At 47.7% G+C, this 21,700-nt stretch carries 15 protein-coding genes; 1 reads left to right on the top strand and 14 read right to left on the bottom strand.

The window, feature by feature from the left end; translation table 11 throughout:
- The 14 genes from AC3A8L_RS08745 to tagH form a co-directional block, all read right to left on the bottom strand.
- A partial coding sequence (locus AC3A8L_RS08745; RefSeq protein WP_487961860.1) for an AAA family ATPase occupies positions 1-1,075 on the bottom strand: 1,075 nt, incomplete at its 3' end.
- 25 nt (positions 1,076-1,100) lie between these two features.
- Positions 1,101-2,219 carry a type VI secretion system baseplate subunit TssG gene (gene tssG / locus AC3A8L_RS08740; protein WP_487961859.1) on the bottom strand — a complete coding sequence of 373 codons (1,119 nt, stop codon included), beginning with the start codon at positions 2,217-2,219 and terminating at the stop codon, positions 1,101-1,103.
- Positions 2,183-4,009: a type VI secretion system baseplate subunit TssF gene (gene tssF, locus AC3A8L_RS08735; RefSeq protein WP_487961858.1), complete on the bottom strand. Its 1,827-nt coding sequence runs from the start codon at positions 4,007-4,009 to the stop codon at positions 2,183-2,185. Before tssF ends, tssG begins: the two co-directional genes overlap by 37 nt.
- 13 nt (positions 4,010-4,022) lie before the next feature.
- The gene (gene tssE / locus AC3A8L_RS08730; protein ID WP_487961857.1) at positions 4,023-4,502 is read right to left on the bottom strand and encodes a type VI secretion system baseplate subunit TssE; all 480 of its coding nucleotides are present in this window, start codon (positions 4,500-4,502) and stop codon (positions 4,023-4,025) included.
- Entirely contained in the window at positions 4,502-6,040 is a 1,539-nt protein-coding gene (gene tssC / locus AC3A8L_RS08725; protein WP_487961856.1) for a type VI secretion system contractile sheath large subunit, read from the bottom strand. Before tssC (AC3A8L_RS08725) ends, tssE begins: the two co-directional genes overlap by 1 nt.
- Before the next feature lie 153 nt (positions 6,041-6,193).
- Positions 6,194-7,693 carry a type VI secretion system contractile sheath large subunit gene (gene tssC, locus AC3A8L_RS08720; protein ID WP_487961855.1) on the bottom strand — a complete coding sequence of 500 codons (1,500 nt, stop codon included), beginning with the start codon at positions 7,691-7,693 and terminating at the stop codon, positions 6,194-6,196.
- Positions 7,693-8,211 carry a type VI secretion system contractile sheath small subunit gene (gene tssB / locus AC3A8L_RS08715; RefSeq protein ID WP_487961854.1) on the bottom strand — a complete coding sequence of 173 codons (519 nt, stop codon included), beginning with the start codon at positions 8,209-8,211 and terminating at the stop codon, positions 7,693-7,695. Before tssB ends, tssC (AC3A8L_RS08720) begins: the two co-directional genes overlap by 1 nt.
- A 122-nt stretch (positions 8,212-8,333) precedes the next feature.
- Positions 8,334-9,587: a type VI secretion system protein TssA gene (tssA, locus tag AC3A8L_RS08710; RefSeq protein ID WP_487961853.1), complete on the bottom strand. Its 1,254-nt coding sequence runs from the start codon at positions 9,585-9,587 to the stop codon at positions 8,334-8,336.
- Between the two features lie 173 nt (positions 9,588-9,760).
- Positions 9,761-10,429, bottom strand: a complete 669-nt coding sequence (gene tagF, locus AC3A8L_RS08705; protein WP_487961852.1) for a type VI secretion system-associated protein TagF — start codon at positions 10,427-10,429, stop codon at positions 9,761-9,763.
- A 10-nt stretch (positions 10,430-10,439) separates the two neighbouring features.
- Positions 10,440-13,970: a type VI secretion system membrane subunit TssM gene (gene tssM, locus AC3A8L_RS08700; protein ID WP_487961851.1), complete on the bottom strand. Its 3,531-nt coding sequence runs from the start codon at positions 13,968-13,970 to the stop codon at positions 10,440-10,442.
- 70 nt (positions 13,971-14,040) lie between these two features.
- On the bottom strand, positions 14,041-14,925 hold the full coding sequence (icmH, locus tag AC3A8L_RS08695; protein WP_487961850.1) for a type IVB secretion system protein IcmH/DotU: 885 nt from the start codon (positions 14,923-14,925) through the stop codon (positions 14,041-14,043).
- A gap of 3 nt (positions 14,926-14,928) precedes the next feature.
- Entirely contained in the window at positions 14,929-16,263 is a 1,335-nt protein-coding gene (gene tssK, locus AC3A8L_RS08690; protein ID WP_487961849.1) for a type VI secretion system baseplate subunit TssK, read from the bottom strand.
- Positions 16,264-16,333: 70 nt separating this feature from the next.
- On the bottom strand, positions 16,334-16,828 hold the full coding sequence (tssJ, locus tag AC3A8L_RS08685) for a type VI secretion system lipoprotein TssJ (RefSeq protein ID WP_487961848.1): 495 nt from the start codon (positions 16,826-16,828) through the stop codon (positions 16,334-16,336).
- 66 nt (positions 16,829-16,894) lie between these two features.
- The gene (gene tagH, locus AC3A8L_RS08680) at positions 16,895-18,574 is read right to left on the bottom strand and encodes a type VI secretion system-associated FHA domain protein TagH (RefSeq protein WP_487961847.1); all 1,680 of its coding nucleotides are present in this window, start codon (positions 18,572-18,574) and stop codon (positions 16,895-16,897) included.
- A gap of 499 nt (positions 18,575-19,073) precedes the next feature.
- Between tagH and AC3A8L_RS08675 the strand changes: the two genes are divergently transcribed.
- A partial coding sequence (locus AC3A8L_RS08675) for a DUF1592 domain-containing protein (RefSeq protein ID WP_487961846.1) occupies positions 19,074-21,700 on the top strand: 2,627 nt, incomplete at its 3' end.

Here is a 21,700-nt window from a genome sequence, read left to right as displayed (position 1 = left end):
CAACTTGGAAGCGACGGGTTAATGCCGGGTCGCGTTCAAAGTATTTTTTATATTCCGCCCAAGTGGTGGCGGCAATGGTGCGTAATTCGCCACGCGCAAGAGCCGGCTTTAATAAGTTTGCGGCATCGCCTTGGCCTTCTTTACCGCCAGCGCCGATCAACGTATGGGCTTCGTCAATAAAGATAATAATGGGAGTTGGTGAAGACTGTACTTCTTCGATAACTGATTTCAGGCGATTTTCGAACTCGCCTTTCACGCTGGCGCCGGCTTGTAATAAACCAAGGTCGAGTGTGCGCAATGCAATATTTTGTAGTGCGGCGGGTACATCGCCTTCGGCTATACGTTGCGCTAAACCTTCGACTACCGCTGTTTTACCCACACCGGCCTCACCGGTAAGAATGGGATTGTTTTGGCGGCGGCGTGTGAGGATATCCATACACTGACGAATTTCTTCGTCGCGACCCAGCACGGGATCCATTTTCCCGGTTCTGGCCTTGGCGGTTAAATCGATGGTGTATTTATCGAGCGTGGGCGTTTTGCTGTTTGAGATGCCGCCGGCTTTGCCAGGTGCCGATTGAATAGTACCTGCGCGTTTACTTTCGCCGGTTTGACCGTAGGCATCACGTGCGCCATTACGCAGAGATTCTGCAGGGATGTTGGCGAGTTCTGGGCAAGATTCGGTAATCTGACGTTTTAGGGTGTCGTCTAATAATAGTGCAGTGATGAGGTGACCGGAAGTTATGGCGTCGTGGCCAAAATCAACCGAGGCAAGCATCCAAGCATTTTTAGCGGCTTCGACAATTGAGGGGGCCAATGCCGCAGGGCGACTACTGCCTGATTTAAAACGAGCAATACTATCGGCCAATTGTTTGGCTAGGTGCGATGGGTTTACATCGTGCGCTGATAATAATTGATAAAGGTCGTTATCGGTTTGGTCTAATATTTTTAAGACCCAGTGCTCTAGCTCTACGCTAAACTGGCCTTGAGAAATACAAATGCCTGCAGCGCCTTCTAGCGAATCCCGCAAGTAGGGCGACATTTTATTTACGAGCGATTTTAGATCAATACTAATCATAAAGGTTTCCTTGTGTCATTCAGGTTTAGCTGGCCATGGGCAGCGTGTCATCTGGTGGTGTAATCTCCGACGACATGCGCACGGATAGTGAAGATAATGCTTTATCAGCAGTGCCAAGTACAGTGTTCCAGCCGAGAGTGGGTGCGTACTCACGTGTTTGGTGTAACTGGGTGTTGGTAATGCTTTCGCCGGCGAGGGATACATCTAAATCAAAAATCAATTCAGGTCCTGACGCTTGGCGGATAAACGAAATTAATGCACGTACCATCGGTGAACCGGGGGCTAGCGAATCAAATTCGTCGTGATTGTTCGGTTTAAGGGCGACAGTAAATTTACCGGTGCAGCTGTAACACTTTGAGCCTAAAAAGGTGCTTTGCCCTAGTGCATTATTCTGCGAGCCCAGGCGCGTCATAATATCGGGGGTGAGCTCGCTGTAGGTTCCGGTGAACTGTTTTATTTCGGCAGAAAAACCAAAGCGCGTCTTAATCATGCTAGCTAGACCGCTTGCTGTACAGGTGCTGCGTGATAAAAACCCTGAAAGCGGAATTAAGCTTTCGTCGCTGTAGGGCTGGCGGTATTGCAGTGAAGGCAAGCCAAGCCCCATCAGTGAAAGCAGTGCGTGGGTTGCGCTGTCGTTGCCGCGCCGTGCGCGAATTTTATGGGTTTCAAAGCTAATGGGGATTTGGTATTTGGCCCAGGCTTTGTACATCATTGTGATGGCGCGGTGATTAAATATCTCTAAAAAATCGTGCAGCCCCGTATTTTTGTGTTTGAGCTCACGTAGGATTGTTTCGCTCATATGGTAGGGCAATACGCCCTGCGAGCCTGTAAGTCCCATAAAAGCCGTAGTCATTTGCCATTGGCTTTCGGGTGCGTGTGGCCCGGCCTCGCTATTATCGTCTTGAAAAACTTTGACGATATCGGCAGGCGAAAAAGATAATTGTTGCCGTGTTTTGAAACGCAAAAATTCCTGCGAAGGCGGAGCCTGCAGGGATAGCGGTGCACTCACGGTATTATCCGTTTGCCGTGCTTTAACGGCAGCATGTTCAATCGTCCGTACCGCTTGATAAAAATTAAAGCGGTAAGGTTCTTGAACTAGCTGCTCAATTACACTAAGGCTTTTTCGCCGGCGCGTGGTGGCCATTTGTAGAGCACTCCGTCCTTACCTGACAGCTTAATACTGAGCTTGGTGAATGAATTAATCGAACAGTACAAACCAAAAAAATGATTCAATAAATTGGCGAAAGCTAAAATGCTGGCACCGTTGAGCATGAGCGGGTCCAGTGTTAAAACAATTTCAGTGCCGCGACACAGCGCAATGGTGCCATCAACTTGAATGGGGGCGGTAATGGCTTTTGTTTTTATTTCCTGAATTGATTCGATGCGGTTACGGGTACTGGCTGAATCTTTAAAGTCGTACAGCCTCAAAATTTCTTTGAGTGCTTCTAGTGAGCTATTGCCCTGAGTAATGGATAAGTGATTTAAGTTCAGGTGCGAAATTAAACGCCAGTAAGCGCGCTTGCCTTGCGGTGGGCGAATACTTTCGGTGGGAGGTACAACGCAACGGATATTCTCGATAGGCGCACTACCTTCAACAATACTGAGGTAAGGCTGGCCATTACTGGTGGGTAATTTTTTCGGTAGATTTCTATTGCTGCAATGCAATTTGATTTCGAGTGCTTGGTTGTTGATATCGCAAGGATTGAAGTCTAAATCGACAATGCCTAACTCCACTTCGCTGGCGTATTCATTGCCGTGCTCGCCTTCGGTGACTTCCTTGCGTTTACTAAACCAAAAGGCCGATGTTTTTGTTTGCTTGTGGTTGGTGCCATAAAAACGGTTGTAATCTGTTTTGTGGCCGCGGTCATTAATACTTGCGACGGCATCGACAGAGTAGACTTCTAGCGAATTGTGGTGGCGCGCATCGGGCTCTATGGGGTAAGTGTATTCCGTGTGAGTGATACGAATCGGGTCGGCCGTATGTGGAAACAAATTAATGGCCGGTGTGCAGTTAAGTGCAAACATACTCGGTGATATTTGGTGTTCTAACTCGTCATCATGGCGTTTGAGGTAGAAGTATAAACAGAGCTTATCGCCATCGATATTTTGTGCTATTTCAGTCAGATTTTTAATGTCGATAAAGAGGAATTTTTCCGGTAGCGCAAAGTACTCGCTCAGTAGCCGATAACCACTAAATGAATTGTCCGGAAAGGGCAGTAATGCCTCGTCATTATTGAAGCCGACAGGCTGTAGGTTGTCGGTAGGTAGTCGACGATATTCATTATCGGAGTCGGACTGGGCGATAATGATGGATTCACACTCGGCTAACATTAAATCGTAGAGTGGTAGCGTGTGTTGCTTGGGGCCTTTTAAAAAGAAGCGTAGCGAATCTAGCTCGAGATCGGCAAAGGTGATTGCTTCGCTGAACGTTTTCAGGCTAATTTTTAATACGGCATCAGCGTTGGGGGCGCTGTTTGACCCTGGAGCAATAAATGGTTTTTGTACAAGTTTTACGCTATCTACGCTAAAGGGACTAATGTCGACAGGATAGCTGGTTGTGAATTTACAGGTGTCGTGGGCGTCGTTGTCGGTTTGCAGTTCTGTTTGTGCTGGCAGGCGATGTATTTTATCGAGATCTTCAAGTGGCGGGCACTGCACAATACTGAGCGATGGAATTGGGCGTAGATAATGTGGGTATAGCGTATCTAAAATGCCATCGCTCAGCTCAGGAAGGTCGTCGTCCAGCTTTTGGTGAATGCGTGCATTCATGTAGGCTACACCAGAGACCAATTGATTAACCAGAGGGTCGTTGATGGCATCTTCAGTAATCTGCAAACTGCTGGCAGCGCCGGGGTGTTTACGCGCAAATTCACTGGCTGACAATTGTAAGAACGCCAGTTCCTTTTCGTAGTATTGGAGTAACTTGTCCGTCATTAAGTTTTACTCATTAGGATATTTCTGAGATATCGACTGCTTGGCTAATCGGGTTAAAAGCGGAGTCAAAAACAATGGTTTCGTCCGATGGGCTTACATGCAAAACAGCTTCTACGCGAAAACGAATAGTAGGATCTTCTACGTCGACTTTATCGCCGATGCTCACTTTGGCTGATTTCACGCGGGGCTCATAATGTTTAATCACTGATTCTACTTGGTTACAAAAGTTCTTGCGGTCATCTTTTGATGAGAAGTTGATGGTCGTTAGATCGGGCAGTCCGAAGTTCAGCAGTGATTTTTGTAAATGCGTATGTTTTCGTGCGGGTGAGTGCGTGCAAGAGCGGGAATTAAATAGTGACTCTAGGTCGCGCCTTACACTTTCGCGTATTTGTGCTATGACCGCTTGAGGGCGAGCGTACGTAGAGGTTTTACTGTCGTTTAGGAGTCTGTCCATTAACGGAGCAAGTAGCTGCTTTTTATCGCTGGCTTTCATCAATTTTGCCCCACTGCATTTTTATTAATAGACGTGGATAACTTAAGTTCTGCAACAAGATGATCGACTGTGTAGTGGTTTTTTAAATAAATAACGCACTGATACACTTCCATTTGCCCTGGGGTTTCGATGACCTGAACACGGGCCCGTCGTAAGGGCTTGCGCGCTAGCATTTCCCAGCCCATGTCATCACGACCGGAGGTGTATTGATCAAACCATTTTTGCAGCGTGCGCTGGCAATCTTCGGCGCTACTGAATGACCCGATTTTTTCTCGAATAATCACTTTAACGTATTGCGCGAAACGAGAGCCGCATAAAATATGCTGCAACATACTACTAATACGTGCGTTGGCATTGGCAGACTTGTTGCCATAGTTATGGGGCTGTTGAATGGATGGACAGTTGGTGAATGCGGCATAGGGTGAGTCATAGCCCTGTGCAAGGGTGGCGAACCCAAGTTCACACAGTTGTCGCTCCATTGAATCGGTGAGTATGGCTGGCGTTACACTTTTAGTGCGCGTTGGTGTTGAATCAACGGTGTGGTGTGGTGCCGAAAAACTCGTGAGCAGGCCGCCGCCTTCGTGGTCGCGTGGGACCCCTCGGATATGAGAGAACCAGCCGATATCGGCAAATTCACGAATAAGTATTGTTGCAAAGGCAAAACTGCTATTGCCCCATAAAAATTTTTGATTGGTGTTGCCTTCGCAATGCTCTTGAAAGCGAAAATTACCCCACGCGGAAAACTGTGTATTAAGGGGTTGGCGCATTAATACTGAGGGCATCGTAAGGGCGACAAAGCGTGAGTCTTCTTGTGCCCGTAAGCTATTCCAGCGAATGTATTCAGGGTGTGAAAAAATCTGGCGGAATTCAATTTGAGGATTGAGATCTTCAAAGTTATCGATACCAAAAAGCTCTGGTGCGGCGCTGCAAATAAAAGGTGCAAAAGAGGCTGCGGCAATATGCGACATCATTTGTAGTGTGTAGACGTCGTCGTGTGGCGTATTTTTGGTTGGCTTGTGTGCTACGGCATAATCGCCGATTAATACGGTATAGGGTTCACCGCCGGCCATGCCAAATTCTTGATTGTAGACCAGGTGAAAAAGGCGTGTGTGTTCAAAATCAGATGCCCGCTCGACATCGCGGCAAAGGTCTCGCCAGCTGACATCGAGGAGTTTGATTTTAATATTCTTGGCGTGACTTGACTCCTCAACCAAATGCCATAATCCCAACCAACGGCTTTCCATTTCTTGGAAACGTTTGTGGTGCATGATGACGTTAATTTGTTCGTTGATTAACTCGTCAATATCGGCAATTTGCTGGGTAAGCAAATTCATTAAAGGGCATGTTTTTTCGTTAATACCGCAAAGCTTGGTCCATAATTCTAGTGCATCTCGATCTGATGTTGCTTCGATAAAATGCTGAATGGTTGCTGTGCTAGAGGTGTTTTTAGTCGAAAAAAGAGTGTTGTAGTCTGTGATACTTTCATTGTTGATCAGCGAGTTATCAACGGCGTTTATGTCTTGGCTTGAAGGTATCATAGCAAGTAGGGCTTTATGTTTTTACATCTTTGTGAATCGCAATATCTCGGTCAGCGCGGTTTTTGGCCGCAGGGTATTGAATTGCAAAAGTTGTAAAAATGGTGGCGAGGTAAAAGAATAGGGGCAGGGTGGAAACCTTGCCCCTATTTAGACTTAGCTCTTGGCTGGGATGTTGGCTACTAAGCGCATAGACGCTGTAAGCTCTTCCATTTGTAACCAAGGTTTCAAGTATGCCACAGCATTGTAAGCACCTGGCTGGCCAGGGATTTCCTTAACTTCAACGCGCGCTTCTTGGAGTGGGTACTTGACTTTCATGTCGGCACTGGCGTCTGGGTTGGGGTTAGTGTATTGCGAAATCCACTTGTTCAACCAACGCTCGCATTCACTGGCTTGCATGAATGAGCCAACTTTGTCACGTGCCATTACTTTTAGATAGTGGGCAATACGTGAGGTTGCCATGATGTAAGGCAGACGGGCAGAAATACTGGCATTTGCCGTTGCATTCGGGTCGCCATACACTTTAGGGTCGTGAGCGGTTTGTGCGCCAAAAAATACAGAGTAATCGGTATTTTTATAGTGACACAAAGGCAAGAAGCCCATTTCAGATAGCTCAGCTTCACGGCGATCGGTAATGCCAATTTCGGTTGGACATTTTTGATCGACATCACCGTCGTCACTTTTAAACAAGTGAGTGGGTAAGCCTTCAACTTTACCGCCGCCCTCAGCGCCACGAATTGCTGTACACCACGCGGTTTCAGCAAAGGCACTGGTCAATGTAGTACCCATAACGTAAGCGGCATTAGACCAGCAATATTCGCTGTGCTTGGCGGGCTTGGACATACCTGATTCATCAACTTCAAACTCTTCGAAGTTGAAGGCTTCAATGGCGTTAGTGTTAGCGCCGTAAGGGGTGCGAGATAAAACGCGCGGCATAACCAAAGAAACAAAGCGCGAATCATCGCTGGCACGGAAGCTGCGCCATTTGATGTACTCTTGTGATTCAAAGGAGCTGGCAAGGTCGCGTGGTTTAGTGAGTTCGGTGAACTCGTCAAAACCAAACATCTCAGAACCCGCAGCTGTTACAAACGGGCAGAAGCCAGCGGCTGCAACGTGAGACATGTTGGTGAGTAAGTCGATATCAACAGGGTTGTTACCGAATTCAAAGTCACCGATTAAGGTTGAGAAGGGTTCACCACCGGCAGTACCAAACTCATCTTCGTAGACGCGTTTAAAGGTTTGGCTTTGGTCAAATTCAACGGCTTTTTCTAGATCGCGAGACAGCTCTTTTTTGCTGACGTTAAGCATGCGAATCTTTAATGATTTACCGGTTTGAGAGTTTGTGACCAAGTGGTGCAGACCACGCCAAGAGCCTTCCAATTTTTGGAATTTTTCTTGGTGTAAAATTGCGCTCAATTGCTTAGACATCGCTTGATCAATAGCGATAATCGCTTTGTTGATCGTATTGGTTAAGCTGCGATCCCAAGTGATCGTGCCTTTAAGGGCTTGCGCGGTTAAGTTCGCGATCAGGTCTTGGGTTTCGTCGGGAGAGGTTTGCTTTGTTGCGCTAATGGCTTGCTCAAGTAAGCTTACTGAAGCACCTTCGGCAGCTTCTGCGCCGGCTTCTGCGCTTGTTTCAAGGGCATCGTTACTCATTATTCAGCTTCCCCATCTTTTTTATCCAAGCCTAGTTCTTTCGAAAGGTTGGCAACGTTGTCAGTATTTTGAAGAATTTCTTCCAGAACCTTTTCGAGGTCTTCAGAGCGATCGGCTTTACTCATTAGATCGCGCAGCTTGTTACGTGCGGCTAATAAGTTTTTAAGCGGCTCTACTTGATCAACAATGGCTTCTGGAGAAAAATCGTCCATTTGTTTGAAGTCGAGATCAACAGACATCTTTGAGCCGTCGTCAGCTAAAGTGTTAGGCACTTGCAATTCGAGAGTTGGGTTTACTTTACCCATTACATCGTTGAAGTTTTCGCTGTCGATCTGAGCAAATTTACGCTCTTTAAGCGGCTTGCGAATAGCGGCGTTATCACCAGAATAATCGCCCATTACGCCAGCTACAAAAGGGAGTTCCCTTTCAGCGCTTCCGCCGCTCGCTTCGACATCATAGGTGATATGTACACGCGGCTTGCGTACGCGTTTCAATTTATTGTGGATGCTTTCAGACATTTGAGTCTCCTTTTTCTGCGCGAAAGCGCACGTTGCGTTTATAAAAAACTAAGTTTCAAGTATTACTTGGCGGCACATGTTACCACGTGCGTTACCGTTTGTGTTTTGACTAATTTACCGTATTACCAGTCGGACTTTTTCTCTGCGGCTGCGGGTTCTGCCGCGCCATTAGATTTGGCTGCGGGCTCTGCTGCCGTGCCCGGTGTTGTAGGTTTTGCGGTTACTGGCGGAGCAACGTAAGCTTGGGTATCCGAGCCGTCGAGCATGACGCCCGTCAGTTGCGAATAGATTCCTTTGGCTTGGGCATCAGGCAGTAGTTCTAACATAAGCTCTGCTACGGTCATGCGGCCCCACTTAATCATCCGCTCAAGACCTGGGCCAATGGGGGTGTGGGGTTCATAGCGGCGAAAATATTCGGCCACATCGGTTAGGCGACGCAGGGCGTCTTCTCTATCAATAATTGCGCCTTCACGAACAACCGTAGTGACTAACTGACCCGTGTTTACCGATTGGGTTGTCGCTTCTGCAGCCGAGGGGGCAGAGCTTTCGGGTGCAACTTCTTCTGTTCTTGGGACAACTAATTTATCTTTGAAAATAAATTTACAGGTGCGGATAATTTCATCCAGTAGGTTACTGATGTTACTACTGGGCGGGGTGTCGGGGCCGCAATGCTTACGCAGTGATTCGCCAAGGTGTTGGTAGGCGCTTTGGGCCTCTTCTAGCATCTCTACGAACTGGGTAAAAAACTTCCCGTCTCCGGTTAGAATCCCGTTTCGAATTGCGCCAAGGTTGTAACCCAGCTCATCGTTACGGTTTGCCTTTTCTTTGGCATCGGGGATGTTATCTGCTGCATGGGCTTGTTGATATTCCCAAAAGGTAAAGGGGGTGTCGGTGTAGGGGTCGCATAGCAGGGCGTTACGCATTGGTGTTAGTAGTGTGCCCTCACCGCTTTCACCATTGAGGCCGGTTATTGGAATTACTTTCGTTTCAATACCGTCTTCGTCAGGCTCTGGATAAAGGTTGTCCCAGTATTGATCAACCATTTTATCGAGCAGTACGAGACCGTCGCGAAAGCCGGGAAATCCATGCAGGCGAATCATGCCTTCAATCAACCAACAAGCGACTTCTATATCTTTGCTTGTGCTGGTTAGAATATTTTCAGCTTCACTAATAACTGTTTGCCATGGGGTAATCGTATCTACATCAGGGTCTAGAATAGACGACTTTTCGGCGGCACGGCCTTCGTTGCGTGCATCTTTGATCCGGTAATAGCTAGAGGTCGGAGAGCGATCTTCACGGATGTCGGTACCGTGGGGTTGCTCTTCTGATATAGGGGCGAGTAGCTGATCAAGGTCAATGATGTAATCAAGCGGCACGATGCTTTTCCTTGTAAATAAATTGTGCGGTGTAAACACCGGAGATTAAATGCTGTTACGCAATAAGGGTACCGGAGTCATCTTTATGGTGAGGACTGCGTCGCATGATAAGGCAATAGCTATTCAGGCGACAAGCAGACAAAGTCCATATGTGATGAGGGCGATGGCTTACATTAAAATGTATTCTGGTGTAGTTGCCAGCGGCCGGTTATAAATAGGGTGTAATAGTGTGCTGGCGGCATACTTTTCGCTATGAAGGTCGTTGCGTTTTGGGCTTCACCACCGCGCGTCTCCCACAAGCTCACGGCCGATTGCGTATGGCTCGCGCTCAGTAAATGCCCATAAGCTTCTGCGCTATTACCGTTCACTAGCCATCCATATTGTTCGATTTTACTTGGCTGATTATCTTCTTGCTCTATGGGTGAAATCATATTCAGCTGCGTTTCAATTTCATCGGCTTGTAAACCGTTCTCAAGCACGGATAGCGCTAAATTTTCTACGGCATCAAACCATGCACTATTGCGCTGGAAGGCTGCGAAAATATTGCCATGTTTCAATTGTGTAGCGATAACCAGTGGGAAGTAACGGCCTACGCTATCTACGCTGGGGCATAAGACGCCTAACCATTGTTTTTCATCAAGGGCACCTTCACCAAAACCAAAGCGCCATAAGGGGCAGGTGAGGTAGCTGGACAGCCAGTCATTACCCAATGCGCCTTGGCTACAGGCAATAGCGCCTTGCAGCCATTCGTCCATCGCGTTGACAAACGGTTGTGGTAATCCGCGTTCGATAAAATCCCCGTGCGCGGGGACCTTACCAAAAAAACCTAACGATTTATTCACAGTCAATTCCTTAAAGCGATTCTGGACATTTAAAACGTGTAAAAAGTGTCATGTCTAAAGGGTCTTCGCCGCTATTGCTCACAAATTGGTAAATGGCATCATGGCCGTTTTGCTTGAAGGTGATTTTGCGCGCACCAATTCGGCCTGAAGGGCTATTTTTCATGTCTGCGATTAAACGGTACCAAGCCCAATCACCATCGTATTGCATTTGATGAATGGCTTCGTCTAAATCTTCAAAGAGTATGCGTGCTCGCGTGGTTTCACCTAAGGTCCAGCGAATATTCTTGGGTGTGCGCGGCCCGTGCGAATAGGACATAGGTGTACCGCCAATTTCAAGGGTGAATAGGCGCACATTCGACGACAGTTTTGATGGCGTTACCTGTAACTGAGCGGATGCCACATCGCCGCCACTAAAGAAGGCTTTGCGAATACTTTGTACGCGCTCTAATTGGCGTAACGTGGATGGGCTGATTGGGAATGTCATACCGTCGACGGTTTTGAGGGTCCAGCGGCGTTGATCAATTAAATCTGTCAGGTATTGATCAAAAAACATTTGCAGTGAGCCGCTATTGCCAAAGAAGTCATTAAACGCCATGGCGTGAGTATCTAAGCTACTTGTAAGCGTGAAAGGAAAACGATTGTCTATCGTCTTTTGGCACTCGGGTACGACTTGATAGCGCCATGCACGGTCGAGGTGACGTTTACTGTAACCGACGAGCAACTGCCATGAATTACGAGATAGGTTGTTGAGCCAGCCACTTAGTGGTCGCGGCGCATGTTTTGCTTTTAGTTGCAGCTTGCGAATAGGGTCATCGCTTTGGCCCATAAAGCGTTTTTGCACAGCGTTAAATGCTGCTTCATCAGGGTCGGGGCTTGCACTAATACCCAATAAGTATTCGTTGAGTTCGCCAATAACCGCTAAATAATCATCCAGTGGCGCGGGCGCACGTTCACTTTTTACTGTGAGCGCGTGTAGTTCTGTAAATTGTTTCTCAACTAAGTTACGTGTTTGGGTATCGTTCCAGGCGCCAGATATTTTTGACTTGGCAGAGCGAGCAATTTGCGCAGCAGAGACTATTGGTTTGGTACCCATGACTCCAACGCGGACGTTCTCTTCTTTTACGCCGTCAATAATATTCGTAAATTTAGTGTTCTTGCTGGCGATTTCAATAATGGCTTTTAATGGCGATGATGCTGGATTCGATAACTCATACAGCTGATCTGAAAGCTGGTTGAGGTTTTTGGCCTCGTTAAGGTTTAACCCATTCATCAAGTTTTGCCATTGGCTGGCGTAGTCGGTTAAGTACAATCGCTCTAACTGTTCTGCCACTTCCAGCTTTTGTTTTTCAGACAAACTTTGTTGTTCTGAGCCCCATATCCAATGTTGATTAAAATAACCGTCGGCCAGTGGTGATTCGATAGACAGATCCATTTTGTCAAAGCCTGACTTCATAAATGCTGCTGGCATTTTAAAGAGTGGCGACTGATTGGAGATACCAAATAAGAGAAATGTATCCCCACCCATTTGGCGGTAGAGGTCTACGGGCTGTGAAAATTGAGGTGATGTTTTGATGGCATCGTATAAACGCAAAGCCGGTGGAATCTGGAGTGCCTTTTGGCGCGCTGTGGCAACGGTGAGTTCGTCCATGGGTAAATCGGTAGTGAGCGGTTGCTCTAATAATTGTTTGAGGTGCTCTAACCACTGCAGCAGTTGCTCATCCGTGACGGGCAGGTTGCTGATGGCGTAATCTTGAGCGAAGCTCGTGATTTGCTCGTTATCTTGATGCTCGGGGTTGAAGAGCATTAAGTAGATTTTTAGTGTACTGAGCAGGCGCGCATCATCAGCGGGCATTGTGCGCAGTTCTCGCGTTAATAATTTTGCAAACGAGGGCAGTAGTAGTGTATTTAATTTCGTTTGATAGAGCGTGTCGGCGGCTTCATCAACACCGTCACTGTAAAGCCCCAAACCACTTAAATAGGATTGCTCGCTTTGGTTGTAGACATTGCTGGCTTTGCGTAAAGGGTTAAGCGCTGCGAGTAATTGCTCGATGCCTTGACCTGCATTTTTCTCGGCTTGATCATGCTCTTTTACTGCCGCATCAACGGTGTTGAGCAGGGATTTGTTTTGCCCCACGGCAGTTGTCCAAACCGTAATGGAGCCGACGATGGTGGCCAGTATTGCAGCAATGGCTCCGCGGCGGCCCCACTTAATAAAGCGTTCAACCCGAACATTACTTCCTACTAATTCTGATTCAGGAAAAATCACATCTTTAAATAAAGTGTAAACAAAAAAACTTTTCCCTGTGTTTTCTTGTGCGCTAGCGGCTGTTTTAACGTTAAAGGCCGAGCTCATATGCGCCATCATTCTATCGATGGGCATGCCTTCTTGCGTACCGCTGGATAAATATACGCCGCGTAGTAACGGGGTTGTTCCAAAGCGGTTGGCGGAAAAGGTTTGGTAGATGAAGTCGTGTAAGGGTTCGCTCAGTTCGGCCATGCGTTGAGGGAAGTTTTGAATGCGCGATTTACGTGCAATGATTCGTTCGTTATTAACCAGAGATAAAACACGCTGGTTAAGGCGTTTTATCAATAGGCTGAATTCATGGCGAAACATGCTGGCGGGTTGTTCAGCGGTTAGGGATAGCGTCATCCCCCAAACTTGATCGCGTTCGTTTTTGGATAGGCCGGCAAAAAATTCACTAAAGCCTGCAATCATATCGGCCTTGGTTAACATCATGTAAACAGGCGCGCGAATGCCTAAATGATTTTGAATTTCATCAATACGAGTACGCAGTGTTTTGGCTTGTAGTTGGCGCTGCTCTGGTGTGCTGAGCATTAAGTCTTGTAGGCTAACGGTCAGTAATATCCCGTTGATTGGGCGGCGATTACGGAATTTTTTCAGTAGGTCGAGAAAGGTTGTCCATGATGATTGATCGACCACTTTATGGCTGTCTTGAGTGGTGTATCGTCCTGCAGTGTCGATAAGAATGGCATCATTAGTGAACCACCAATCGCAATTACGGGTTCCACCTACACCTTTCAATTTATGCTCGCCGGTAGCATCGGCGAGAGGAAACTCTAGGCCGGAATTAATCAGTGCGGTTGTTTTACCTGAGCCTGGTGGGCCAATAATAATGTACCAAGGCAGTTGATAAAGGCTGCGTGAACTGCCGAAAATTGACGAACGTGATACTTGTAGTTTTTGTAGTGCATCTTGAAAGCGACCACTGAGTTCGTCGGCTTCCATCATGGATTTTTCATCGCTGGCAGATAGACCGTCGTCGTCGCCTTTTTGCTGTTCGATGCTGTTGAAGAGCTGTTTGTTTTGGCTGCGTTCGAATAAGGCGCGGCTGATCATCCACGTGAGCCAGATAATCCATGCCAGCACAATAATAATAATGCGATGTGTACTGCTAAGGCTTGCGTTGTCCTCTCCAAATTTAACAAAGTCTCCGACTAGCCAAACAAAGAAAGAAAAAGCGATTAAACCAATAATGCCGATAACCCATTTATTGGTAATAAATTTAAAAAACGATTTCATACAAGTATCCGTGAAAAGCGAGCGATGGCTTCCTGGTTTTACGTTTTAGCTACGTGGTGATAACCGCGTGTTAGTCGGTAAATTTTCGTGGCTTGTTGGAGGGTTGGCTGTCGTGCATTTCGGTTTCTATGGTTTGATTCACCGGTATGCTGGACTGATAAAGCCAATAGCGAAAACCACTAAAGCTCATCACTAAAACGGCAAGCCCAATACAAATAATGACCCACAGCGGGATGTATTTGGCTAAGCCTGGCTTGGTGTTGGTACTGGTTTGCCAGTTGGGCGAGAGATCACTTTCGAAGTCTGGCCTGTGTGCACGTAACGTTGCATAGAGATTATCTTGTATTTGCTCTAGCTCGGCCTTACCGCTGCGGTTGAAGCGATATTTCCCCATAAAACCGAGGCTAAAACAGTGAAAGAAGAGTTCTAGGATTTCGATGTTTTGCCCTGGCGCTTCCATCATTTTTTGCAAAATCACAAAAGATTTTTCACCGCCCGAAGTCTCTTTGTGAAACAGGCTCAGAAGCGAATGCTGGCTCCAGCCGCTTTGGCTTCCCCAGGGGGTATTGAGCACAACTTCGTCTAACGCCGAGCACAATAAATAACGTGCTGCGAGCAACGTGTTTTGCGATACGCCCACAGTGCTGGCCGTACGTTCGAAGTTTTTGATCTCTTCGGTAATGTGCTTGTGCAAGTTGGGCACGTTATCGTGCATGGGGGTTGCTTGCAGGTTCGCAACCAGTGATAGCAGCGTTAAGGCAGCAGAAGGCAGTGAGTTTGCTTCGGCTTTAGGGCCATCATTGTGTTGGTGAGATGGGGTCACAATATTAGGGGTGATAGGGCTGCGCGCCGCTGCCCCTTGTGCTCCACCGGGCACTACAGTTGCTGCACCTGGACGCGGCACCAGTACGGTATGGTTTTGGCCACTGTTGTTGTGAAAAGGGCTATCGCTCATGATTTAGTACCTTATTGCCCATAGTTCCATTTCTAAGCCGGGGAATTCTGCGCCGACATGAACAGCAAAGCCACCAGAGCGTTGCATGCTTTGCCATAGGTCGCCGAAGCGCTCAATCTCGAAATAAACGTAATCGGTATGGTAGGGGATTTGGCGCGGTGCAACAGGCAGTGTGCGCATTTGTAGGCCGGGCGTTTGCGATGAAATTAATTCACGAATACTTTCTACCGGTGCAACTTTCGCTTGAGAAGGGAAGCGGCTACGTAAAATTTCAGTGGGCATGCTCGCTTTAGCCGCGAGTACAAAGCTGGCGGTGCGAATCAGTGATGGATCGGTTACAGGCGCTACGTGAATACCGAACTTTCGCTCAGTTAAATTCAGCGCGATGGCCGATTGTTCCAGTACGGTGCTCAGTGATTGGCGCAGTGATTGGAATAGCTCGGCAAAACTCTGTTGCAAGTCGTTGTGTTGATAGCGCGGTGTTGGATCTGGGCGTTTTGTGGTGCTTGAAAATGTGGATAGTTCGCCGGCCAGCTGTAAAAGTTCGCCAAAAAGTTGCAAAGGGTGGAGCTGGTGGCGTGATCGCAGGTGCTCTAAAAAGGGCTCGGAGCGATTGATGATTTGCAGCAGTAAGTAATCGGCAATTTCTGATGAGTTACTGCGGCCAGAATCACTTAAGCGACTGCCTAGCGCATCACCGCGTTGTTTAAGCAGGCCCACGATTTCTTCAAGGTAAGCCGAAAGCTGCACCGAGGAGCTGCAAAACATAGTTGGCGGAATAAAGTTGGGGTCTAGCTTTATTGGGTTTCCGGCGGTGTGCTCTAAGATTTTAGCAATGCCGATTGTGCTATAACCGCTTAGGTCGTCGCTACCGAGTTTGAGGCAGGTGCGTAGCTTACCGATTTGAATACGTACGGGTTCTGTTGCGGTTGATGTGCTATCGCGCACATCAAAATTAAACATTTGGTAGCGAGCACTGGGTGCTTCATCGCTATCAGAAATGGAGTCTTGCGTGCCCGGGCGGCGCAGTGGTAAACACAAGTACACGATAGTGTCGCGTGTATTTTCTGGGATCGTGTAGATATCGGGCAGTGTTTGTGAATCGGGCGCGTTTATCGCTGTTTGGTCCGAAAATACGCCGCGAATATTAGTGACAGAAACTTTACCTAGCGGTAATAACTCGCTATCGATGGCGATATCTTGAATGCCCCACAGGTTTTCTTGGCTGAGGGTGAGGGCATTTTTCAGCAGCTGATCTATGTATCTATCTTGCTGTTGAAAATGCTGGGGTCTGAGGAACATTCCCTCAGACCAAATCACTTTATTATCAAACGACATCGAGTCTGTCCTTACGGTTTGTCTAATTGGTGTGTGCCTGCGTGGCTTATGTGTCGCTGTTGAGTGCTAATTAACGCTCAACGCGTGATATTGAGGCTTTGCTCAAGCTCACTTCATATTTATTGTTGCTGTGCGGAACGATTTCTAAGGCCAATAAAGGCTTTGCGTTCGTGTAATTTGAAAACTCGGCCATAATACCGATAAAACGAGCACCATCGGGAAGTTTAATCACTTCTTGGCGAACTTCGCCGGGTGCGAGTTCTTTTAGCGTTACGACACCCAGCAAATTATCGCCTAAGCGATTATCGGCACCTTCATAAAGGCTTAAAAAATCGGCGCGCTTAAAACGGCGATCATCAGTGAGTTTAAATATTTTCACGACGACAGGTGAGGCGCGATTATCGGCGTCAGGGTTCACATCCCTTTCGGTATAGATATCTAAAGTGGCAATAGTTTCAAGGTCTAGAGCTTTGCGTGATGTTTGGCATGAAGCTAAAGCGACCCCCAGACAAACGAGAATAACGATTTTGAAGTTAATCCAACGCGGAAAACTAGGGTGTCTCATATCAAAGCCTTTTGTATCACGATTAATGAAAGTATTTAAAATAATTTTTTTACTGTAATTAACGGCTTATTGTTCGCCGTGATTCGGAGTGCGTACCATGCGCTGGCCTTTGGATTCGGCAAGCCGTTGTTCGTAGTTTTTGGCGAATGATTGGCCGAATAGCTGGTTGTAGGTCGCTTCTCTGTCGTTGATTAAGCGCTGGTAGTGGTTTTGGAAGGCTTCCCAGTTTGCGGCGCGCTTATTGCCGAGCAGGCCGCCTTTGGTATTGAATAATGCTTCGAGCTTGGTTGGGCTGAATTGCTTAAACATATGCTCGTAAGCGGCTTGCATGCCCGCCATAACCGCCATTTGGTGGTCGGATAAATCATCGAAGCTATCTTCAATGGCTTCATCGGGGCCCATAAACGAGGTGCTGCGGCTTTCGCTGAACAGTACACCAATCGCATCATCCGATGTTACTGAAAATTTTAGTGGGTTGTTGTCTTGTGCTTGCAGGGTTGTGTGCTGCACACGCAGTTCATTTTTGATGTTGGTGCGCGCTTTTATCAATTCCATTAGGCGGGTGATAGTGTTTCTAATAATTTTGGCGCTGATCGTTTGAAGTTCTTGTTCGGGGAGCTGAGTTTTGGGGTTAACGCCCAAATCACGGCCGAAGCTGGAGTTCGCCTGCGCGCTGCCTTCGTTTGTGGTGGGTGCTGGCGGTGTTCGCACCGCTTGTTGTGGCGTTTCTGTTGGAAAAGCCGGTTCGATTTTCATGTTGGTTGCGGGGGCTGCGGGTGCGCTACCAAAGCCTAAGACATCATCAATATTACTCGCATCAATATTCTGGTGCGAGCCAGCAAATGCATCTGTGGCTGTTGGTGCAAATGTGGGAGCTGAGCTAGGTTTGGGGATTGGCGTTGGTGATGGCATAGCCGTGGGTGCCGCGCTAACAGGATTGATGTGAATGTGTGCGGAGGAGGCCGGTGAAGGGCTAATAGCGCTTTCGCCTTTCCACCATTCATCATCTTCCCAGGCGTTAGTACTTGGGGCGGATAAGTCTTCGGCGGGTTCCTTATGGCCGCCTATTGGGTTGCCAAAGATGTCACGCTCGGGCTCAACGAGGTCGTCGCCACCAAAGGCTTCTATCGGGCATACATCTTCTTTTTTCTTTTCGGCTACTGTTCCCCAGCCAGCAATGGCCCCCGCGATTGCCGGAGTGTTGGCTGTCGGTGTGGGCGCGGGCGAACTAGCGGATGGGCTGCCTAGCCAATCGTCCAGCGAATCACTTACGGGGCTAGCCATACTTTCCGCAAAGGCATCGTTTGACGATGCAAAGCCACCGCTGGGCGCTGCTGCAATGGCGGGAAAGGCTGGTGCAGCACTTAGTGCGGGTGCATTGCTGAGAAAGTCGGCATCACCCAGTCCTTTCGGTAGCGCGGCCATTTCACCGCTGCTGAGCGTGACTGATAGTTGGAATCGCCCACACTGAATGATGTCGCCATTTGTAAGCGGCGCTCCATCCGATTTTGGCGCGGGGTTGCCGTTCAGTTCAGTGCCGTTTTTACTGGTATCTACCAAGCAGAATTGGCCGCCTTGATATTGAATGGCGGCATGTTGTGATGACACTACACGGTCGGGGCAGGGAAGGTGGCAAGCGCTGGTTTCGGCGCGGCCAATTGTACCCCCCGCTGTTGTGAGTACATATTGTTGGTTTTGTGATTGCGTGTCGGGCGGCGCTTGCACCACGGTTAATACCAATTCCATCAAAGCCTCATTACTTACCAAAAGTGAACATTACTACCAAGAGCTGTTGGTCTGCTGCTAAAAAGCTACGCGAACCTCATAAATTAAGAGTACCACGTCCCCAAAGTGAGCTGTGCGCCATTCTAGCCGAATGAATGGGCATTGAGAAAGCGTTTACAAAGCAATGATCTGTAAGAGATTGACTGCACGGGAGCTACTTGAATGAGGTGGCTCTAATAATGGGTGGTTATAAAGAGGTTTTGGTTGGCGATTAATTTTACAGATGTGATCTGGTTGGTATTTTGGTGGTGGGGGGGCTGGATCTTTTTTTGATCTTATTGTTAAAAAGCTCACAGCTTTGAGATAAATAAGGTTGTGCTGGATTGACTAAATCTTGAACTCTTTCATTATGAATGCATTGCGAACAGGCGCATTATTTGTTGCGTTTCCAAAAGGTTGTTGGCGCCTTGTTAGCCCATGTTTAAAAATGAAAATTTGGAGTTTATTTTGGAGAATTACGATGTATAGAAGTTTATCGTTATGTCTAGTTGCGGCTATGTTAGCGGCATGTACCGGCGGGACCGGTGATGGTTCAAGCTCAGATGTTATGAGCAGTTCTCAAGTTGCGGTATCGAGCACTTCGACCGAAAGCTCTTCTAACGTTGCGGTTTCTAGTTCATCGCTTTCCTCACAGGCGCAAAGCAGCGCAGCGCCAAGCGATATCGTGGGTAATGCTGCAACAGGTGAAATGTTGTTCAGTACTAATGCGAAGAGCTGTGAAGGTTGCCATTCAATAAATGACGACGGTAGCTTTGGTGTAAGCAAAACAGGCTTGTTTTATAAGTTTATCGTTGGCAAATTCGATAGTCCTACCTATACCAATGGCAATTACGCAAACAGCGCTGATGGCTTGGCGGATTATATCCGTGAAGTTATGTATAAAAATGCCGCTGGTGGTTGTGATGCGCAATGCTCAGCCGATATCGCCGCTTATCTGTGGCAGTTCAATGGCCTAGACATTGAAGAGGCTTCGTTAACTTGCGAAACAGACGACCCTGTTTATTACGGCCAGCGCAGCATGAAGGTGTTGACTTCTTTTGAGTACGAAAACTCGGTACGTGCGTTGTTTAATGCGCCGGTTGATGACGCTTTATTGGTTGTTGATGGCGATTCGAATATTGCCAATATGCCCAATCATGCCAAAGAGACCATTGCTTACGGTCGTATGGAAACCTACCATCAAAACGCATCAAAAATTGCCGATTGGGCGGTAGCGAATCAAAATGCATGGCCTTTCTCATGCGCCGATACGCAGTCTGCACAGTGCGCTAATGCGTTTATGAATGACTTTGCTTATTTGGCCTTCCGTCGCCCGTTAAGCGCTGAAGAGCGTCAGCGTTACACGCAGATGATTACAGGCAGTGATTCAGGCCTTCGTTGGGCATTCCATTCTGTTTTGATGAGTCCTCAATTTTTATATCGCTCTGAATTGGGTGTGCAGGTTGGCGTTGCTAAAAACGATCCGGACTTCTTAACGGGTGGTGATAGCGGTTCTAATTCGGGTACTGGCAGCGCTGAAGGCTATAGCTTTGGTGCGGGTGCAGTCACCGTTAACGGTGCAAATTTCGGCACTAAAGGTGATGGTGTTGCGCTTGATGGCTTTGGCTACAACATGTATACCAACGGTACTTCTAGTCAGCAATTTAGCTTCCCTGATCCTGCTCTGGTATCGATTACCGTTAAGGCGAATGATTTGGAAATGATGTGGCCCTTAATGGAGGTTAGCGTTGGCGCGACTATGGTGGCCGCTGAAATGGTTCAGACCTATGACGCAATAACGTATAAGTACCTAGTGACAGGCCTTAATGGTAATCAGGATTTGTCTATCGCTTTTAATAACGACGCGGGTCAAATGCCCTACGGCACGCCAGGTAACGATATAGATCTTCACATTGGCGATGTAACCGTTGGCGCTGCTGTAATGGCCGATGACAATGCTCCTGTTGTGGTTGAGCAGGGTGACCCACTATTACTGGCGGACGAGAATGCTTATGTTCTTGACCCATTCGAGTACGCTTCTGCACTAGCTTACATCTATACCGGTGCCGGTCCAGATCGTGAGTTGTTGGATGCTGCAGGTCGCGGTGATTTGAATAACAAGGCTAAGTTAACGGTTCAAATCGACCGTATGTTGGATTCCGCGTTAGGTGCCGAGCAAGTTGGCCGCTTTGCTGGTGTGTGGTTACGTACTGACCGAGTAACCTCTAAGCAACGCGATGCCGCGATCTTAACCGACGAGATTAAAGCGTCAATGTCGGGCGAAGTTCGAGCGCTATACCGTCACTTCTTTTATGGCAGCGATCCGTTCTCGGGTTTTTATAAAGGCGATGTGGCCATGTTGGATAAAACATTGTCTGACTACTACGGCTTAGCTGGTGGCGGTGCTCAGCACATGCAGTTTGCACCAGTAGATACTAGTGCTTCAAATGAGCGTGGCGGCATATTAACCACGGGTGCTTTTATGGTGGTTAATGCGCACGATGACCGTACCTCACCTATTCATCGCGCCGTACATGTTCGCCAAGATATGCTGTGCCATAACATTCCTTTACCTACTGCTGGAGCTTTACAGCAAGAGCGTGATGCCGCTGTTGCCCGCGCCCAAGAGCGTGAAGCTGAAGGCGACTTAAGTACTTGGGAATTCTATAACATTCAAACTAACTATTTGGCGGGTACTGATGATACAACAACGGATGCTTGTGAAAGTTGTCATGCTGAGATTATCAACCCTCTATCGGTTATGGAAGATTACGACAATATGGGTCGCTTCCGCACCACGCAAAAAGGCTTAGGCCCTGCAGGTATTGAAGGTGTAGCGATTAAAACGACGGGTACGCTTTACGGTGTAACGGGCGTAAGTGGTGATGAGTTATCGGGCCAGCGCTTACCGCTAAGCGGTGGTGCTAAAGGGCTCTCCAAGGTACTTGCTGGCTTGGACGGTGTTAATAGTTGTTTGATTGAGAAATCATTCCGTTTCTCAACGGCAACCTCTATTAATGTGGATTCGCAGGTGAGTGGTGAAAACCCGTTGACGGTTGAGCAGCAAGACCACTTTGTTTGTGTCGCTGAAAATCTTAGATCAGAAAT

It is taken from the genome of Marinagarivorans sp. (assembly GCF_982758155.1).
Note: the sequence above shows the minus strand (reverse complement) of the source record. Positions and strands in the feature narration are given on the sequence as shown.